Annotated in this window: 17 protein-coding genes and 2 pseudogenes; 2 read left to right on the forward strand and 17 right to left on the reverse strand. The window is 50.1% G+C overall.

Annotated elements, in window-relative coordinates; translation table 11 throughout:
* Positions 1-4: 4 nt before the first annotated feature.
* The 9 genes and pseudogenes from XI25_RS00135 to metH form a co-directional block, all read right to left on the reverse strand.
* Positions 5-1,066 (reverse strand): SAM-dependent methyltransferase, encoded by a 1,062-nt coding sequence (locus XI25_RS00135; RefSeq protein ID WP_046676820.1) that lies wholly within the window; start codon positions 1,064-1,066, stop codon positions 5-7.
* 5 nt (positions 1,067-1,071) lie between these two features.
* The gene (locus XI25_RS00140; protein ID WP_046676821.1) at positions 1,072-1,845 is read right to left on the reverse strand and encodes an ABC transporter ATP-binding protein; all 774 of its coding nucleotides are present in this window, start codon (positions 1,843-1,845) and stop codon (positions 1,072-1,074) included.
* The gene (locus XI25_RS00145) at positions 1,842-2,189 is read right to left on the reverse strand and encodes a thioredoxin family protein (RefSeq protein WP_052759386.1); all 348 of its coding nucleotides are present in this window, start codon (positions 2,187-2,189) and stop codon (positions 1,842-1,844) included. The genes XI25_RS00140 and XI25_RS00145 overlap by 4 nt, the downstream gene beginning before the upstream one ends.
* Complete coding sequence (locus XI25_RS00150; RefSeq protein ID WP_046676822.1) at positions 2,186-2,524, reverse strand: cyclic-phosphate processing receiver domain-containing protein; 339 nt, start codon at positions 2,522-2,524, stop codon at positions 2,186-2,188. The genes XI25_RS00145 and XI25_RS00150 overlap by 4 nt, the downstream gene beginning before the upstream one ends.
* Before the next feature lie 13 nt (positions 2,525-2,537).
* Positions 2,538-3,389 carry a deoxyribonuclease IV gene (locus XI25_RS00155; RefSeq protein WP_046676823.1) on the reverse strand — a complete coding sequence of 284 codons (852 nt, stop codon included), beginning with the start codon at positions 3,387-3,389 and terminating at the stop codon, positions 2,538-2,540.
* Positions 3,379-4,197 (reverse strand): DNA-formamidopyrimidine glycosylase, encoded by an 819-nt coding sequence (mutM, locus tag XI25_RS00160; protein ID WP_046676824.1) that lies wholly within the window; start codon positions 4,195-4,197, stop codon positions 3,379-3,381. The genes XI25_RS00155 and mutM overlap by 11 nt, the downstream gene beginning before the upstream one ends.
* Positions 4,198-4,244: 47 nt before the next feature.
* Entirely contained in the window at positions 4,245-5,033 is a 789-nt protein-coding gene (locus XI25_RS00165; protein ID WP_046676825.1) for a TIGR01457 family HAD-type hydrolase, read from the reverse strand.
* 347 nt (positions 5,034-5,380) lie between these two features.
* On the reverse strand, positions 5,381-6,310 hold the full coding sequence (gene rnz / locus XI25_RS00170) for a ribonuclease Z (RefSeq protein ID WP_046676826.1): 930 nt from the start codon (positions 6,308-6,310) through the stop codon (positions 5,381-5,383).
* A gap of 96 nt (positions 6,311-6,406) precedes the next feature.
* Positions 6,407-9,849: pseudogene (gene metH, locus XI25_RS00175) on the reverse strand (methionine synthase).
* 178 nt (positions 9,850-10,027) lie between these two features.
* Between metH and XI25_RS00180 the strand changes: the two are divergent.
* Positions 10,028-10,565, forward strand: a pseudogene (locus XI25_RS00180) (cupin domain-containing protein).
* A gap of 74 nt (positions 10,566-10,639) precedes the next feature.
* On the opposite strand, the gene XI25_RS00185 reads toward XI25_RS00180, so the two are convergent.
* The 6 genes from XI25_RS00185 to XI25_RS00205 form a co-directional block, all read right to left on the reverse strand.
* The gene (locus tag XI25_RS00185) at positions 10,640-11,047 is read right to left on the reverse strand and encodes a FixH family protein (RefSeq protein ID WP_046676827.1); all 408 of its coding nucleotides are present in this window, start codon (positions 11,045-11,047) and stop codon (positions 10,640-10,642) included.
* Positions 11,048-11,367: 320 nt separating this feature from the next.
* Positions 11,368-12,159, reverse strand: a complete 792-nt coding sequence (locus XI25_RS00190; protein ID WP_046676828.1) for an HAD family hydrolase — start codon at positions 12,157-12,159, stop codon at positions 11,368-11,370.
* A gap of 47 nt (positions 12,160-12,206) precedes the next feature.
* Positions 12,207-12,434 carry a hypothetical protein gene (locus XI25_RS36000; protein WP_327204700.1) on the reverse strand — a complete coding sequence of 76 codons (228 nt, stop codon included), beginning with the start codon at positions 12,432-12,434 and terminating at the stop codon, positions 12,207-12,209.
* A complete protein-coding gene (locus tag XI25_RS36005; protein ID WP_327204701.1) occupies positions 12,406-12,735 on the reverse strand; it encodes a hypothetical protein in 330 nt (109 codons plus the stop codon). The genes XI25_RS36000 and XI25_RS36005 overlap by 29 nt, the downstream gene beginning before the upstream one ends.
* A 59-nt stretch (positions 12,736-12,794) precedes the next feature.
* Positions 12,795-12,995: a DUF896 domain-containing protein gene (locus XI25_RS00200; RefSeq protein WP_046676829.1), complete on the reverse strand. Its 201-nt coding sequence runs from the start codon at positions 12,993-12,995 to the stop codon at positions 12,795-12,797.
* Between the two features lie 215 nt (positions 12,996-13,210).
* The gene (locus tag XI25_RS00205) at positions 13,211-13,579 is read right to left on the reverse strand and encodes a LysM peptidoglycan-binding domain-containing protein (RefSeq protein WP_046676830.1); all 369 of its coding nucleotides are present in this window, start codon (positions 13,577-13,579) and stop codon (positions 13,211-13,213) included.
* Between the two features lie 184 nt (positions 13,580-13,763).
* Here XI25_RS00205 and lexA point away from each other — a divergent pair, with 184 nt between their 5' ends.
* Entirely contained in the window at positions 13,764-14,390 is a 627-nt protein-coding gene (gene lexA / locus XI25_RS00210) for a transcriptional repressor LexA (protein ID WP_046676831.1), read from the forward strand.
* Between the two features lie 390 nt (positions 14,391-14,780).
* On the opposite strand, the gene glnA is transcribed toward lexA, so the two are convergent.
* Both glnA and XI25_RS00220 read right to left on the reverse strand, forming a co-directional pair.
* A complete protein-coding gene (gene glnA, locus XI25_RS00215) occupies positions 14,781-16,109 on the reverse strand; it encodes a type I glutamate--ammonia ligase (RefSeq protein ID WP_046676832.1) in 1,329 nt (442 codons plus the stop codon).
* Positions 16,110-16,136: 27 nt separating this feature from the next.
* Positions 16,137-16,547 carry a MerR family transcriptional regulator gene (locus XI25_RS00220; protein WP_046676833.1) on the reverse strand — a complete coding sequence of 137 codons (411 nt, stop codon included), beginning with the start codon at positions 16,545-16,547 and terminating at the stop codon, positions 16,137-16,139.
* Positions 16,548-16,615 lie beyond the last annotated feature (68 nt).

Consider the following 16,615-nt stretch of genomic DNA (forward strand, 5'->3'; position numbering starts at 1 on the left):
CTGATTAATACTTGATCATATATAGAGTAATTTCATCGCGGTTATGAAAGAGCTGCTTGGCGCCCTGAATTTGCATCCGGGACTCTTCAAATATGCCCGTAATTTCTTTGATCAGCGCCATTGGCTTTTTCGTCAGCAGTTTGACCGTGATCACCGCCGTCCCCCCGGGAACAAGGGAATATAAAAGCCCCGTTACAAGCCTGGCCATTTGTTTTGGACTCCAGCTCATATCGCAAACGATGAGATCAAATTCATGCTCTTTGAATTTCACTTCGGCCGCATTTTTTTGGATGATCCTTAACCCCGAACGATGAATCAACGTTTCGTGCATTTGGGCGGGGTCCACGGCGGTTACCTGAATCCCCCGTTCCAGCAAAAAAGATGTCCAACCGCCCGGTGCCGCCCCGATATCCAGCGCTCTGCCGAAGGAAGAAAACGGAATGGAGAATTGCTTTTCCGCTTCCAGCAGTTTAAACTTGGCCCTTGAAATCTGGCCTTCTTCCCGTTGAAAACGGATAGCCCCTCCGTTCCAGTCGGAAAGGTTTTCATCGGGTTTCGATACGCCCAGGTACCATTTTTCTTTTCCGGCGAACAAGGAAATGACCCAGTCGGGTTCATCGACCGTATATTCGGCCTCTAGCGGAGCCAGTTCTTCCATCATCCGGTCCCGGAGGGCTCCGGAGCTTTCGGCCCAGCTGGCTCCTTCCGTTTTTCTGACTTGTACAGACATTCGGCTAGAAGCAAGCATGTCTTGTTTCACCAAATAAGCCGTCACCTCTCGTATAGCCTGTTCCGCCTCCTCCGCTCCTACTTCAAGATGGACGGGAAACAAATGCCGCAAGAAAATGGGCTGTTGTCCGATGATTCGACGTACGGCATCTTCCAGGGTCGTGCCCAGGGTCAGTACAAAGACTTCGCCCGGCACAAGCATGGTGCTCTTCAAGCTTCCGAAAAGTCTGCGCAGCTCTTCCTGCGCGTAGGGAGCAAAGCCGTGATTGGCCGTGCATATCAATCTGGTCGAATGCCGTTCGGCCGATTGCTCGTGTATTGCTTGATGTTCATCCAATGGGATTACCCTCCAGAAAGTACTTTAATCCAGGGACGTCCGCCATCCCACTCAAGATCGACTCGGATATCATAAGTCCTTTTTATAAGTTCCTTGCTCAGTACGTCTTCTTTGCGCCCCGCTCCCGCCAATTGACCGTCTTTGATCAAGGCGACATGGGTAAAGAGCGGTACGATTTCCTCGATATGATGCGTGACATAAACAACCGCCACGTCGCGCCGCTTTAAACGGTCAATCTCCAGCAGCATTTTTTCGCGCTCGTATAAATCGAGACCCGCGCAGGGCTCATCCATGATAAGAAGCTTGGGATCGGCCATGAGCGACCGGGCAAGCATGACCTTTTTCCGCTCTCCTTGGGAGAGAGTTCCGAGCGGATGCTCCGCCAAATGCGAGAAGTTCATATCGTCAAGCAATGCCATTGCTTTTTCCCGAACTTCATCCGGAATCGCCTGGTAGAAACGCAAAAAAGCGTATGCGCCCGTGGCGACAACCTCCCAAACGGGATCGCTGAACGAAAGCTTTTCCATCAGGGATTGGCTGATGTATCCGATCTGTTTGCGCACCTCGCGGACATCGCAGCGGCCATACTCATTTCCGAGCACTTCGACCCGTCCGCTGCTGGGGAATAAATAACCGGTCATCATTTCAAGCAACGTCGTTTTTCCGGATCCGTTCCTTCCCAAAATGACCCAGTGTTCGCCCTTTCCCATTTCAAGGGAGACATCATTAAGAATAAGGTCGTCTCCTCTTCGGAGGGTAATGTTTTGAAGAGATATCATATCAGCGCCCCCCTGACAAAATTCAAAATATCCTGCACGGAGCCCATTCGGTACAGCGTACGATACGGCTCATCCTTTTTTCCGGGTACCGCCAGTAGTGCAGGAACGCTGCCGATCTGAAAACGCCGGACAATCTCCGGCATAAAGTTCACGTCCCCTTCCAGGAGCGTGTCATCAGGCAGGAGCAATTCCGCTACATCCAGCATTTTGCGCGCCGCCCCGCATGTACCGCATAAAGGAGTATGCAGAAAAACAATGATCGAAGCCGCCAAGTCGCTTCGCTGGACGAGCCGGTTTTGCCATTCCAGCCGCTCGGTCAGCTCTCGCTGCGTAACCTGGATCATGAGCCCGATCCGGCTGCCTTGTCCAAAACCTCTTGCGGCATGGGTCCATTATGCACAGCTACATCGGAAGGCATATGCTCGTATAACATCTCGTACATTTTTCTTCTTCCCAAAGGGCTGGAGGTGTGCAAATAAATTTGTCTCGGGTACCGTTTTTCGGCTATCATCGCGGCCACGACATCCCCGCCGTTCATTTGTCCGTGCCCCAGTTCATAGTCAAGGGACAAAATATCCACTTCGCACTCCCGCAGCATCAACAGACATTCTTCCCCGTTCCGGGCCAGCGCAAAGCCTTTCGGACATGATCGCCAATCATCAAGGTACAGGTGGATCATAGGAAATCCCTCCTTATCGAAGCCAGGACTTCACCTCGGCGATATCATCGCGGTGCGTCCCGTCCTCTCCTTTCTCGCTCTCTAAAATAAACGCCTTGCCGGCCAGTTCACTCGATTGCAAAAGGGCTCTCAGCCCTTCTTTGCCGATCATCCCGCGCCCTACCCGTGCATGCCGGTCCTTTCGGGAGCCCGCGTCATATTTGGAATCGTTCAAATGAACGGAAACCAGTTGCTCCCAATATCCCAGTTCCCGACCTTTATGCAGCAGCTTGTCCGTTGCGCTTACATCCCACTGCCCTGCGGCAAACAGATGGCAGGTATCCAGGCAAAAGCCAATTTTCTCCGGTTCATTAGCCAGTTCCCTTACTTTAACCGATTCCTCCAGCGTCATGCCCATGCTGCTATGATCGCCCGCCTGATTCTCGATCAGGAGTTTCGCCCGTCCCGTCCAAGCGGAAAGCACGTCGTTCATGCAGCGGATGACATTTTGATAACCCTCCAGGATGTTTCCCCCCTTCAGATGTCCAAAATGAACGACGATTCCGAGCGATCCGCACGATTCCGCAATGATCAAATCATTCATCAACGATTCCACGGTCAATCGGTAGTGCTCCTCTCCCCGCGTCAAGCCGACAGCCATATTGGTGGGATATGGCGTATGAGCCACGGAAACGAGCCCAAACTCGCGGCAGTATGCCGCACAGGCTGCCCCTTCCTGAAGATTCGGGGGTTTCACATGAAGACTGCGAGGGTTTTTCGGAAAGTACTGGAAAGCTTTGCCGCCGAGACTGTCTGCATACCGGGCTGCCGCTGCAAAACCGCCCCTTGTGCTGACATGGCTGCCGATCTTCGGATCATTCCTCATGTTGGCAACTCGGACAGTAAAACGCCTTTCGTCCGCTCTGTTCTATTCTGGCAATGGCGGTACCGCAGCGTACGCATGCTTCTCCTTCCCGGTCATACACCTTGCATTGGTCGTCATACCCTCCCGTCAGCCGGTCATCCGTTGAAAAAGGCATTTCCATGTATCCCCCGCCCTCTGTTGCCTCTTCCAAAACTTTCACGGCACTGTCATAGAGCCGTTCGAGGGAAACTTCCGACAGATGCTGAACCTTGGCGGAAGGATGTATTCCGGCGTCAAATGCAATCTCATCCGCATAGCAATTCCCAATGCCTGCTACCGCATGCTGATTGACCAAAAGGCTTTTCAAGGCTCCCCGGCGGGTCCCGAGCAAACGGACAAAACGCTCTTTCGTCATGCGCCGGTCCATCAGTTCAGGACCGAGATCCCGCAGCGCTTTCTCGGTTTCTTTTGCGGTCAATAAATGCAGGTACCCGAGGCGTAGGCCGATAAAGCACAAAATCCGGTCACCGAAGAAAATCTCGATTTGAGTGGACCGGGAAGGCCGCTCCTCTTCTTCTTTTGCCATGTACAGCAGCCCGCCAAGCATAAGATGAAGCAGCAGACGCCGACCGTCGTTCAGATGGAAGATCAGATGTTTCCCCCGACGCTCCACAAAAATGACCTTGGCGCCGATCAATGTAGCCTGAAACTCATCGGGATGGACATTAATCGATTTTTCTCGGTTTACGATCACCTTGCTGATCGGAATGTTTAAAATACGGTCGGACAGCTTTCTCCGATAGTTTTCCATTTCCGGAAGTTCCGGCATGATGCATCTATCCTTTCATGTCGCGCGTCATATTGTTCATCATCGGGTTAGCCGCACAGCAGGTCTGCCGCCTCGTACAAATCCCGGCAGACATAATCCGGGGCCACGCCCGCCGCTTTCATGTGTTCTTCCATATTTTCGTCCGTCGTAATGCCCGTCATGACCAGAACCGTTTTGCAACCGGCGTTCGCCCCGGCCGCAATGTCCGTCCTCATATTATCGCCCAGGACAATCGCGTCGGAAGGCGAAATCCCCAGCCTGTCCGTGGCATATTTCATCAAGATGGAGGATGGCTTGCCGATCACGATGGGCTTTACGCCGGAAGCCGCCTCAATGGCAGCCCCCAAAGAACCTGCTCCCGGTGTAAGCCCGGTATCCGAGGGCAGCAGCAGGTCAGGGTTCGTGAGCACCGAAACCGCGCCTGTTCGAATCCATTGAACCGCCTTCGCCAAGGATTGATAGTTGAAGGATCGGTCAATGCCTTGAACCACATACTGCGGAATTTCCTCCGTCGGTTCCAGTCCGGCATCCAACAGAGCCGATCGGAGCCCCTCTTCTCCCAGAATCGCCACTTTTGCTCCCGGCGATTCATGGGCAATATAACTCGCTGCCGCGAGCGATGAAGTGCACACCTCCTCAGGGGAAGCCGGGATGCCCATCCCGCCAAGGTGCTCCGCCACCTGTTCGGGGGTTCGTGACGAATTGTTGGTCACAAACAAATAAGGGATCTTCCGCTCCCGAAGCTTCCGGATAAGGTCGTCGGCACCGTCAATTCTATTTTTGCCATGGTACAGCGTACCATCCAGATCAATAAGCAGTCCTTTCACTCGTTCCATAATGACACCCGCTCTTCTGCCAATTTTATTCACGTTATTAAATATTGATTGTGTTAAATTCGTATGCTGTTCTGATATCAAAAGCACGCACAGGTAAAAGTATATACGACGAGACCTTTGAGTCCCATGATTTTCGTCTCTGTCCTATTGTAATTTAACGTTATGGCGCCTGCAACAAGCTTGCTTTTGGCCTAGCTTTTTTTTGCTGCGGCATTTCGTCAGATCTATGTAATTTCATTCGATTGCCGGTCGAAAGAGATCGAAGACTGTCCCTGAAATACGGTTTCCGGAACAGTCGTGTCATTTCCTGCGCTTTCCCGGAAAATAATTTTATTCCCCCGAATATATTACCCCTGCCGATGGATCGGATAAAGGGCAAAGTCCTCAGCCAGCCGCGTATTCGGAAACAGCTGCCTGGCTTCCTCCAGCATCGGCTGCAAATGCTCGATATCCTTGTATCGCGAACTAAAATGAGTGAGCAGAAGTTCCTTGACTCCTGCCTCCGCTGCAGCCTTTGCCGCCTGCCTTGCCGTGCTGTGATAGTATTCAAACGCCGTGTCCTCAAGGTCATTCATGAAAGTGGCTTCGTGAACAAGCAGATCCGCCCCCTTCGCCAGCGGCATGATGTTTGAACATGGCCGTGTATCCCCAAGGACGGTTACCACTCGCCCCTTTTTGGGGGAAAGCAGCACATCCGAGGGGTGAAGCAGTTGTCCTCCCGTGATTTCCACGCTTTCTCCCCGCTTTAGCTTGCCGAAAATGGGACCGGGTTTGAGCCCAAAGGACTCTAGCCGTTTTAAATCAAGGCTGCCCGGACGGTCCTTCTCCGTAACACGGTAGCCGTAACTTTCCGTCCTGTGTTCGAGCAGTGCGGCCTCCACCCGAAAGGTTTCGTCTTCAAACAATAATCCGCCGCTGTGCTCTTTGATCTCCAGCGAATAATTCACACGGGATTGGCTCAGCTCGAGAGAGGTGTCAATAAACGTCTTGATTCCTTTGGGGCCGTACACCGTAACCGGCGTGGTCGCTCCCTGCGCGCCCCGGGTTGACAATAATCCCGGCAGACCAAAAATATGGTCGCCATGCAAATGGGTGATGAAAATGTACTCCAGCTTGCTTAATTTGAGGGGGGTTCGGAGTATTTGATGCTGCGTACCCTCTCCGCAATCGAACAGCCAGATGCTGCTCCGCTCTTCCAGCAGCCGGAGTGCCGCAGAGGTCACGTTTCTCTGCAGCGAAGGAACCCCTGCGTTCGTTCCCAAAAAATAGAGTTCCAAGCCTCTTCTCCCCTTTCAGGTATGTAAACCGGAGAAAATCCCCCGAAAAATTCGGAGGATTTCCGGCAAGTCTGCACCCGCGTTCACAGTTGTCGCTTATGCTTTGTCTACATTAAAATACTTGGCTTCCGGATGGCTGAATACCATGGCCGACACAGAGGCTTCGGGCTCCATCATGAAGCCCTCGGTCAGGTGTACCCCGATGTCCTCCGGCTTCATCAGTTTGAACAGCGGCTCCTGATCTTCCAAGTCCGGGCAGGCCGGATATCCAAAGGATACGCGTATGCCTTGATAACGCGCCCCAAGTCTCCGCTTCATGGTCATATCCTCCGGATCCGGGAAGCCCCAGGAATCCCTCATCATATGATGAATGCGCTCCGCCAAAGCTTCGGCCGTTTCCAGCGCGACCGATTGCAAAGCATGGGATCGGAGATAGTCTCCTTTTTCCTTCCATTCCGCGGACAGCTTCCCTACGCCGTGTCCTGCCGTAACGACAAGAAAGCCTACGTAATCCATAGTCCCGCTCTCAACCGACTTCAAGAAATCGGCTAGGCACAGATAAGGTTCAACCTGCTGTCTAGGAAAGCTGAACCGGTGCAGAACGGTTGATTGATCTTCCGGATCGTATATGATAATGTCATTCCCCTGCGATTGGGCAGGGAAAAACCGATACATCGCGTGAGCTTGTATAATGCCCTTTTGAATAGCCTCTTGCAGGATTCCGTCTACCGTATCCTTCAGAGATACCGCCTTCGGATCCTCTGAAGCAAGCAGCTGTTCTACAGAGCCGCGAAGCCCTAGATGATGGCCAAGCAGCATCTGCATATTAATATAAGGCAAAATATGCGTTATCGGGTAATTCCTTAGGATATGGCGCTCGAAATCCGGAGGAAGATACACGGGCGCATCCGTGGCAATTTTGGAACGCTTGATCCGGGTTTGTTCCGGCAGCCGTTTTTCGGACGGAACGGTCGATAAATCCTCTTCCCGTTCGGATCTCACTTCCTGCTCCAGCTCGGTCCGGTGTACGGGGTCGCTCAATTTGTTGGCAAGATCCAACCCATCCATGGCATCCTTCGCATATAGTACCATTCCGTCGTACTCGGGGCGAATCCGGGTTCTCGTAAACTTGCGCGTTAATGCGGCCCCCCCCCACCATAATAGGAACATTAATGCCCGCGGTTTTTAAATCCTGAGCGGTGAGCACCATCTGCTGCGCGGATTTGACAAGCAGTCCGGACAAACCGATGGCATCCGGCTTCTCCCGGCGATAAGCCTCAATGATTTGCTCCGGTGGTACTTTTATACCCAAATTGACGATCTTGTAACCATTGTTCGAAAGGATGATTTCCACGAGGTTTTTTCCGATATCATGAACATCGCCCTTAACGGTGGCTAGCATGATTTTGCCTTTAACGGACGTCTCGTTTTTCTCCATAAAGGGCTCCAGATAAGCAACCGAAGCTTTCATGACCTCGGCGCTCTGAAGCACCTCGGCCACGATCAGCTCGTTGTTGTTGAACAGCCGTCCCACCTCGGACATGCCATCCATTAGCGGCCCGTTGATGATTTCTAGCGCACCGTACTTTTGAAGAGCTTGGTCCAGATCCGGAATAAGCCCTTCCTTCGAGCCCTCCACAACATAGGTGGCTAGACGCTCCTCAAGGCTGAGATTTGAAATTTTTTCTTTCTTCTCGACTTTTTTTGTTCCGAAAAGCGGCCACGAAAGCAGCCAGCGTATCATCATTCGTCCGGTAAATCAAATCCTCCGCAAGCCGGCGCTCCTCTTCGGGAATGGAAGCATAACGCTCAAGCTTTTCGGTATTGACGATCGCATAATCTAGGCCGGCTTTGGTGCATTCATACAAAAACACCGAGTTCAGCACTTCTCTCCCGGCTTCGGGAAGACCGAAAGACACGTTGCTGATCCCCAGAATCGTATGGCATTCCGGCATGGCTTCCTTAATAAGCCGGATTCCCTCTATCGTTTCCTGGGCGGAGCCGATATACTGCTCGTCTCCGGTTCCCACAGGGAACACCAGCGTATCGAAAATAATGTCCTGCGGTTCAATCCCGTACTTATGGACAAGAAGTTCATAGGAGCGGCGGGCAACGTTCAGCTTATCGTTCCGATCGATGGCCTGCCCGCTCTCGTCAATGGTGCCTACGACGACAGCCGCCCCGTATTTATGAACCAGCGGCGTTACCTTCTCAAACTTTTCCTCGCCGTCTTCAAGGTTAATAGAGTTAATGATTGCCTTTCCTTGGGAATAGCTGAGGGCCAGATCTATGACTTCCGGATCGGTCGTATCGATCATGAGAGGGACTTTTACTTTTTTCACGACCAGCTCCAAGAACCGGATCATGTCCTCTTTCTCTTCGCGGTCCGGATCCTGAACGCAAACATCAATAATATGCGCTCCGTTTTTCACTTGAGCCCGGGCAATTTCGGATGCTTCCTCATACTTGCCTTCCACAATCAAGCGTTTAAATTTACGGGAACCCAGAACGTTCGTTCGTTCCCCGACCATGTAAGGGCGGTTATCCTGCTCGATGTAGACCGGCTCGATGCCGGAAAGCGCAGGCAGATGCGAGCCGGTCATCGGACGCGGCGGATACTGGCTCATTACCTCGGATAATGCTCGGATATGCTCCGGCGTCGTTCCGCAGCAGCCCCCGGCAATATTCAACCATCCCTTTTCCGCAAAAGCGGCCATCTTCTGTGCAAGCGAATCCGGAGACTCGTGGTAATGCCCGTTCTCATCCGGCAAACCCGCGTTGGGGTAACAGCTTATTGCCGAACTGGACATTTCCGAAAGGGAACGGATATGATCGCGCATAAACTCGGGTCCGGTCGCGCAATTCAACCCGACCGATATCGGCTTGACGTGTTCAAGGGAAATGTAAAAGGATTCAATGTTTTGTCCCGCCAACGTGGTCCCCATCGGCTCAATCGTCCCCGAGATCATGACCGGCAGCCGCACTCCCGTCTTCTCAAAGGCTTGTCGGATTCCGATCGTGCCCGCTTTTACATTCAACGTATCCTGGGACGTCTCCAGCAGCAGAGCGTCGACCTTGCCTTCAATTAAGGCGGCTGCCTGCTCCTCATAGCTTTCAATCAGCTCCTGGAAGGTTACGCCGCCGGTCACGGACAGTGTTTTTGTCGTTGGACCCATGGCGCCAACGACATAACGCGGCTTAAGCGCGGTTGTAAATTTGTCGGCTGCCGCCCGGGCGAGCCGGGCAGCCTCAAGGTTGATTTCCCTTGCCAAATGCTGGATATCGTATTCAGCCAGTACTACCGAAGTCGCGCCGAACGTATTCGTTTCGATTAAATCCGCTCCGGCCTCCAAATATTGCTCATGAATATATTGTATAACATCAGGGCGTTTCAGCACTAAAATTTCGTTGCATCCGTCCAGCTCATCTCCGCCGAAATCCTGCGGCGAGAGGTTCTCCTGCTGAATCATCGTGCCCATGGCACCGTCCATGATTAATATTCGTTCTTTTAGAAGTTCTTGTATGTCAGGCTTGTTCAATGTTACCCCTCCCCGCAAAACGTTAAATCCTAGTGTAACAGAATCTTTTTCAATAGAAAAGGATGAATATGTCGTGAATTGTGCGTCATTATAATATAAAATTGTATTTAACGGATGACAAACCGGGTGAGTGCAGATATAATACATATTAATCCAAGTGGAGAAAGAGGGATAAAGCATGGCAGAAATCGTTATTCGCAACACGAACGAACGAATCAGCGGAGAAGAAAATGTTCGTGAATTTTTGAACCGGCAGCAGGTCGTCTATGAGCACTGGAACATTGAAAAGCTGCCCGATGAGCTGCAGACCAATTTCAAATTAACCGACGACGAGAAGAAAAAAAATCCTCGAAATTTACGACCCTGAAATCCGTGATTTGGCTGCACGGCGCGGCTATAAAATTTGGGACGTTATTACTTTGTCTGAGTCCACCCCGAACCTGGAAGAGCTTCTCCAAAAATTCGAAGAGGTACATACCCATTCAGAGGATGAAATCCGCGCCATTGTCGGCGGTAAGGGCATTTTTATTATCAAGGGTTCCGATGAAGTGGGATATTTCAATGTCGAACTTGAGCCGGGCGACGTGATCTCCGTTCCGGAGAATACGCCTCACTTCTTTACACTCATGGACAATAAACAGATTATAGCCGTTCGCCTGTTCGTTGAAGAAAACGGTTGGGTAGCCTACCCGGTCGCCAATCCCGGCCTTAACTAATCCAATCATATAATTCAAAAGCGGCACTGTGAATCCGAATGGATCATACAGTGCCGCTGGTTTTATAAAACGGATTATTCGGTTACCTTTAATTCTTTCATCGGCATGGAGTGCTGCCCCCGGGCGGTCACATGGGAAATCACCATATACGTGCCGGCTTCCTCAAATGCTTTCTCCAGCACATAGACCCCGTCTCCGGCATGCGCCACCGGAACTTTCACCTGCATCCCCCCGCCTTCGCGCTTAAGCTCAAACTCCACTTTATCCGCGTCTTCAACGGGGCTGCCCGATTGCGTGACCTTTGCCTTCATGACCACTTTCTCTCCGGCCGCAGCCGATTCATCGCTTAAAGTCAAATCCACGATAATCGGTTCCATCATGACCAATTCATCGCTGTTGTTGGCACTGCTGTCGCTGCAAGCAGCCAGGGCGATAGCCATAAGTACCATAACCGAAATGATGGCATAGTTCTTCTTTAACATGGTTCCACCTACTTTTCCGTTCATATGTATTCGGGCATGACATAGGCCAAAGCCATCCATTGAGTAAGGCAAGAAAGAAAAAAAAGTTTTTTTATACTCTTGCTGATGGGCCTTCGATATGCGTTGTTGAACAACGAAGCCGTTTCTGTGTACTCCTTGCAGTCCCATTATTATACATCGGATTCCGTCTAAAAATATGTTGATCCGCTTACAATTGTGTGACAAATATCACATCAACAGCCAAAAAAGGATCCGGCCTCACCCAATGCGGGATGTTGACCGGATCTCAAGACTTTACGGCAATTCTTATGAAAATATCATTATAATGAGTTCAAAATGGAGTGAAGTTCAGTCAGGCTCTGTACCTCGAAATCCGGTACAATGTCAGGGTCCTTCATCCGGTCATTCCGGTTGATCCAAACCGTGGTTAGTCCGGCGGCATTACCGCCTTTAATGTCGGTTGTCAGCTTATCGCCGACCATCACCGCTTGTTCCGGGGGAATCTCAAGCAAACCGAGAGCGTGGATAAAAATAGAAGGATCCGGTTTGCCTTTTCCTAAGTTGCCCGAGATGACAATATGATCGAAATAAGGCGCGAGTTCCGGCACCCCGTCCAGCTTTTCCTGCTGAAGATCAGGACTGCCGTTAGTAAGCAGCAGCAGCTTGACTTTTCCTTTCAGGGATTGGAGGACGTCAAACGTCTCTTCGTATACGTAAGGACGTTTTCTGCGCTCTGCCGCAAATTGTTCCGCAAGGTCGCCGGCCAACGCATCATTCTCGATCCCCAGCTTCTGAAGTCCTTTTCTCCAAGACTCCCTGCGGTATACCGGGGCCAGTTCCTGCAGCCGGCGGAATTCCGGCTGGTCGCCCGCGGTAAAGTTTGCCCACAAGCCTTCATACGGGTTTATTCCGATCATTTGCGTAAATGCAAAAGTTTCGTAGGATTCATAAAGCAGGCGTGCTTCTTGACGAACAGCCTGAAGCAATTCCGAGGCTTGAATATCCGCTGCTTCCGCAGCCGTCCTGCAAGTGATTTCAAAAGCTTCTTCTACGCTTCTTTCATCCCATAATAACGTGTCATCCAAATCAAACAAAACAGCAGCAGCCGACATCTTTCCAACTCCCTCTCCAACTAGCCCGCTTCTTGGCGGACATTCTATTATTCGTTTTCTACCGGAATCTGATTTACTTTGGCAAACTGTTCAAGTCTTTCGCCCATCGCTTTTGTATCATAACGGTTGATCAGGCGCGAGAACACCCAGTTGCCGCCCTTGCCCTTGCTTTCAATAACAACGGAGCCATGCAAAATTTTGATCTTCGAAATTTCCGAAGCGGACAGCTTGCGCTCGCGGTTAAATTTAAAAGTCGACAGCGTACTCCGCCCCACTTTTAAATAGGGCTTTCTTAAAAAAAATCATCAAGGCCAGCAAAATATAAAGGCTGACGCCGATCCAATTCATGGTCTGACTCCCCGCCCCCGCTTCAACGGTAGCCATGCCCAAAAGCAAATACAGCACAGCCAGCGCAAGCAGCACGATCGGAAGCACGTATTTGCGGCCTTTAAAAACGTCTCCTCCGTCATGGGCGACAGATGATCCTGTACCGATCGAAGCCTGTCCCTGTTTTTTTCGCTGTTTATTCAGCTGAGTCATATTTTTGCTGACTTTTCTTTCCCACGAACGAGACATGAGTCTCCCCCTCTATAATGATGTTTGCATTTAAAATCGTAAACGTAAAGGATGAACTTTTAATGTTTCAAATTCGTCCCATTAGGGTCTTCATCCACCCACTCGATGGATTCCAACTGCTGCCGGAAGTTTCTCCGGATATTATTAAGATAGATTTCACGAAGCTCGGAGCGTTCTTTTTGCTCCTCCTCCGTCAAACCTTCGTTTTTGTGTTTTCTGGCCAAGACATTGATTCGTCCAACCAATGCATCGATATCCATGCGTTTCCCTCCAAATGAAAATTTAATACTAACTTTGACATGTGAAAAAGAGCTTGTCAAGGAATCGTCCTTATCAAGCTCGAACATATTCAACCGTCTATGACATTATATCATTAACACTAAAAAAATTCCGAATAAAATGAATGAGGCAAACTGCAACTGCACTGTATTTCAAAAGATAGAGTACTGGCAAATGCATCATATCGCCAATAAACTCACCATAATGGCAATGCCAATACATCTCCTGCCTGAATTTCAGGCCCTCTTAATCCGTTATTTTCCGAAATTGAACTGACATAATCGCGGGTATCCATTTCCTGAGGTTTATGAGACGAAGCGATGCTCCATAAGGTATCGCCCGGCTGCACGATGACATGTTTCTCGCCTTTCGGTTTATCCATCCCGCCTGCAACTACAGAGAAGGCACCTGTCCAGCCCATTATGAAAATCATCAGTATCACCAACGTTTTGCCTGCACGACTCTTGGCAAAATCACAAATGACATCAAGGAGCGACTTATCGCTGCTTACCTCTTCCTGAACCGGTTTGTCATAAATACTGCGGTATGTACTGTATCTCAACATGGATCATCATCTCCCAAACAAGTGTTCTGTTATGAAATCAATATAACACGAACATTTGTTTGATTCAATAGTTTTTTGCGAACAATTGTTCTATTTTTTTTTGAACTTTAGAACTTATGTTTGTACGAACGAAAGTTCTATGTTATAATTTTCCCAAACGTTACTAAAATGGGGTTGATACGGAATGTCGAAGATATCCAGCCGCCAGCTGGCCATATTGGAATTTATCCGCAATGAAGTCCGAAGCAAGGGTTATCCGCCTTCCGTTCGTGAAATCGGAGAGGCTGTCGGACTGGCATCCAGTTCCACGGTACACGGTCATTTGGACCGGTTAGAGAAGAAAGGCCTTATCCGGCGAGACCCTACGAAACCAAGGGCAATTGAGCTGCTTGGACAAGAGGAATCGGAGAGCAGCAATCTGTTTACGCATACGATCTCCAGAGTTCCGGTCGTCGGCAAGGTTACCGCGGGTGTGCCGATTACGGCAACGGAGAACATCGAGGATTATTTCCCGCTGCCTCAACATTTTGTGGGAGACGACAAGGTGTTCATGCTTTCCGTTATGGGCGACAGTATGGTGGAAGCCGGTATTTTTAATGGCGACTATGTTATTGTACGGCAGCAGCAGACGGCCAATAACGGCGATATTGTCGTAGCGATGACGGAAGAAGACGAAGCAACGGTAAAAACGTTCTATAAAGAGAAGGACCATATTCGCCTTCAGCCCGAGAATCCTTCCTACAAACCGCTTCGGTTGAACCATGTGACCATCCTGGGAAAGGTCGTCGGCATTTTCCGGGACATCCATTAAGAGATCAGCTTTATAGGCCCACCGCGACAAAGAGTCTGCCGTTCACTAGACACGGCAGACTCTTTTTTTATTCCTATGAGGTAGTCTCTTCCGCTCACTTAACCTTTATAGCCATAATCCATGACAATGGGAGGATTCGGGGCGAAGGCTCTAAAACAACTTCCAACGAAACAGTCTCGATTGATACGAGGCTGTTTTCTATATTAATGTTTATGGGAAGAAAATTAAGAAGAAAAAATCTGCGCGGCAATCATCCCGCACAGATTTTGTTTGTTTATTCTGTTTCCTTCGCGAATCGAAGTTCAGTAAGTAATTGCGATTTGCCAATCGCATCGCTCTTCCCACAAAGCAAAAATCCCCAGAAGCCTTGCGGCTCTAGGGATTATAGAATTAATACAGAGTTATATATTGATCGCGTTCCCATTGATGAACCTGCGTTCTATACATATCCCACTCGATTTCTTTCAGTTCATAGAAGTGGGTCAGGGCATGATCACCGAGGGCTTCGCAGATCACTTCGTTGCGAATCAGCTCGTTGACGGCTTCCTTCAGGCTCGCAGGCAAGCTTGGGATGCCTTCCTCGATCCGCTCTTCCTCCGACATGACATAGATGTTCCGGTCGATTGGAGCAGGAAGCGGAAGCTTGCGCTTGATGCCGTCCAAACCGGCTTTAAGCATGACGGCGAGCGCCAGGTAAGGGTTCGCGGCAGGATCCGGGTTGCGAACTTCAACGCGCGTGCTGAGTCCGCGGGAAGCCGGAATACGAATCATCGGGCTGCGGTTGCTCGCTGACCATGCTACGTAACACGGAGCTTCATAGCCGGGCACCAGACGTTTGTACGAGTTCACCGTCGGGTTCGTAATCGCTGCAAAAGCACGTGCGTGCTTCAAAATGCCTGCCATAAAATGACGCGCCGTAGGACTCAAACCTAGCTCGTCGCTTTCGTCCACGAACACGTTCTCGTTGCCGTTAAAGAGGGATTGGTTGCAGTGCATCCCCGAACCGTTCACCCCGAACAACGGCTTCGGCATAAACGTGGCAATCAAGCCGTGCTGTCTGGCAATGGTTTTAACCACGAGTTTAAACGTCTGAATCTGGTCCGCGGCTTTAACGGCATCGGCATATTTAAAGTCGATTTCATGCTGGCCCGGCGCCACTTCATGGTGGGAAGCTTCGATTTCAAAGCCCATTTCCTCAAGCGTAAGCACGATATCGCGACGGCAGTTCTCGCCAAGATCCGTAGGAGCAAGGTCAAAATATCCGCCTTGATCGTTCAGTTCCATCGTCGGATTGCCTTTTTCATCGGTTTTGAAAAGGAAAAATTCCGGCTCCGGACCGACATTCATGGATGTATAACCCATTTCTTCGGCTTCCTTCAAACATCTCTTCAAGATGCCGCGGGGGTCCCCGGGAAACGGAGTGCCGTCCGGCAAATAAACGTCACAGATCAGACGAGCTACGCGGTCTTGGGAAACCCAAGGGAAGATGACCCAGGTATCCAGGTCCGGATAAAGGTACATATCCGACTCTTCAATCCGAACATATCCTTCGATCGAGGAGCCGTCAAACATCATTTTGTTATTTAACGCTTTCGGCAGCTGACTTACCGGAATTTCCACGTTTTTGATCGTGCCCAGCAAATCGGTGAACTGCAAGCGGATAAAACGCACATTCTCTTCCTTGGCAATACGAAGAATATCCTCTTTCGAATAACTCACTCTATCCTCTCCCTTATAAAGATCTGTTTATTTATTAAAAAACCGGGACAACTCTCCTTGGATCAAAGACACTTGACCCGGTCTTCTAGCCGTAATCAATTCCTGCTTCAACAAGCGGCGAAGCTGGGATTCCGACATTTCCTTGCGTTTGCTTTCCGTGTCCGGCGTAATCACCGTGGCTTCTTCCGATTCCTTCAAAACCGGATTCATCACCTGTTTAATCCCGGCGATATTGACGCCCTTCTCGATCAAAGCCTTGATTTCCAACAGCCGTTCCACGTCATTAAAGGAAAATAATCGCTGGTTGCCCGACGTACGAGCGGGAACAATCAAACTGTGCTGCTCGTAGTATCGTATTTGTCTTGCTGATAAATCTGTGAGCTTCATGACAATCCCAATCGGAAATAAAGCCATATTTCTCCGGATTTCATCACCCATAACTCATCAACCTTCCAAGTGATCTTTTCTGTTCCATTGTATATTTCCTACTACGCTATGTCAATCAC

Source organism: Paenibacillus sp. DMB20, from assembly GCF_000987955.1.
GTDB lineage: Bacteria > Bacillota > Bacilli > Paenibacillales > Paenibacillaceae > Paenibacillus_AQ.

What these genes read in the sequence shown, in the direction of transcription:
- XI25_RS00140 (WP_046676821.1), bottom strand. Translation starts at nt 1,845, where the DNA reads ATGATATCTCTTCAAAACATTACCCTCCGAAGAGGAGACGACCTTATT.
- XI25_RS00145 (WP_052759386.1), bottom strand. Translation starts at nt 2,189, where the DNA reads ATGATCCAGGTTACGCAGCGAGAGCTGACCGAGCGGCTGGAATGGCAA.
- XI25_RS00150 (WP_046676822.1), bottom strand. Translation starts at nt 2,524, where the DNA reads ATGATCCACCTGTACCTTGATGATTGGCGATCATGTCCGAAAGGCTTT.
- XI25_RS00155 (WP_046676823.1), bottom strand. Translation starts at nt 3,389, where the DNA reads ATGAGGAATGATCCGAAGATCGGCAGCCATGTCAGCACAAGGGGCGGT.
- mutM (WP_046676824.1), bottom strand. Translation starts at nt 4,197, where the DNA reads ATGCCGGAACTTCCGGAAATGGAAAACTATCGGAGAAAGCTGTCCGAC.
- XI25_RS00165 (WP_046676825.1), bottom strand. Translation starts at nt 5,033, where the DNA reads ATGGAACGAGTGAAAGGACTGCTTATTGATCTGGATGGTACGCTGTAC.
- XI25_RS00185 (WP_046676827.1), bottom strand. Translation starts at nt 11,047, where the DNA reads ATGTTAAAGAAGAACTATGCCATCATTTCGGTTATGGTACTTATGGCT.
- XI25_RS00190 (WP_046676828.1), bottom strand. Translation starts at nt 12,159, where the DNA reads ATGTCGGCTGCTGCTGTTTTGTTTGATTTGGATGACACGTTATTATGG.
- XI25_RS36005 (WP_327204701.1), bottom strand. Translation starts at nt 12,735, where the DNA reads ATGTCTCGTTCGTGGGAAAGAAAAGTCAGCAAAAATATGACTCAGCTG.
- XI25_RS00200 (WP_046676829.1), bottom strand. Translation starts at nt 12,995, where the DNA reads ATGGATATCGATGCATTGGTTGGACGAATCAATGTCTTGGCCAGAAAA.
- XI25_RS00205 (WP_046676830.1), bottom strand. Translation starts at nt 13,579, where the DNA reads ATGTTGAGATACAGTACATACCGCAGTATTTATGACAAACCGGTTCAG.
- lexA (WP_046676831.1), top strand. Translation starts at nt 13,764, where the DNA reads ATGTCGAAGATATCCAGCCGCCAGCTGGCCATATTGGAATTTATCCGC.
- XI25_RS00220 (WP_046676833.1), bottom strand. Translation starts at nt 16,547, where the DNA reads ATGGGTGATGAAATCCGGAGAAATATGGCTTTATTTCCGATTGGGATT.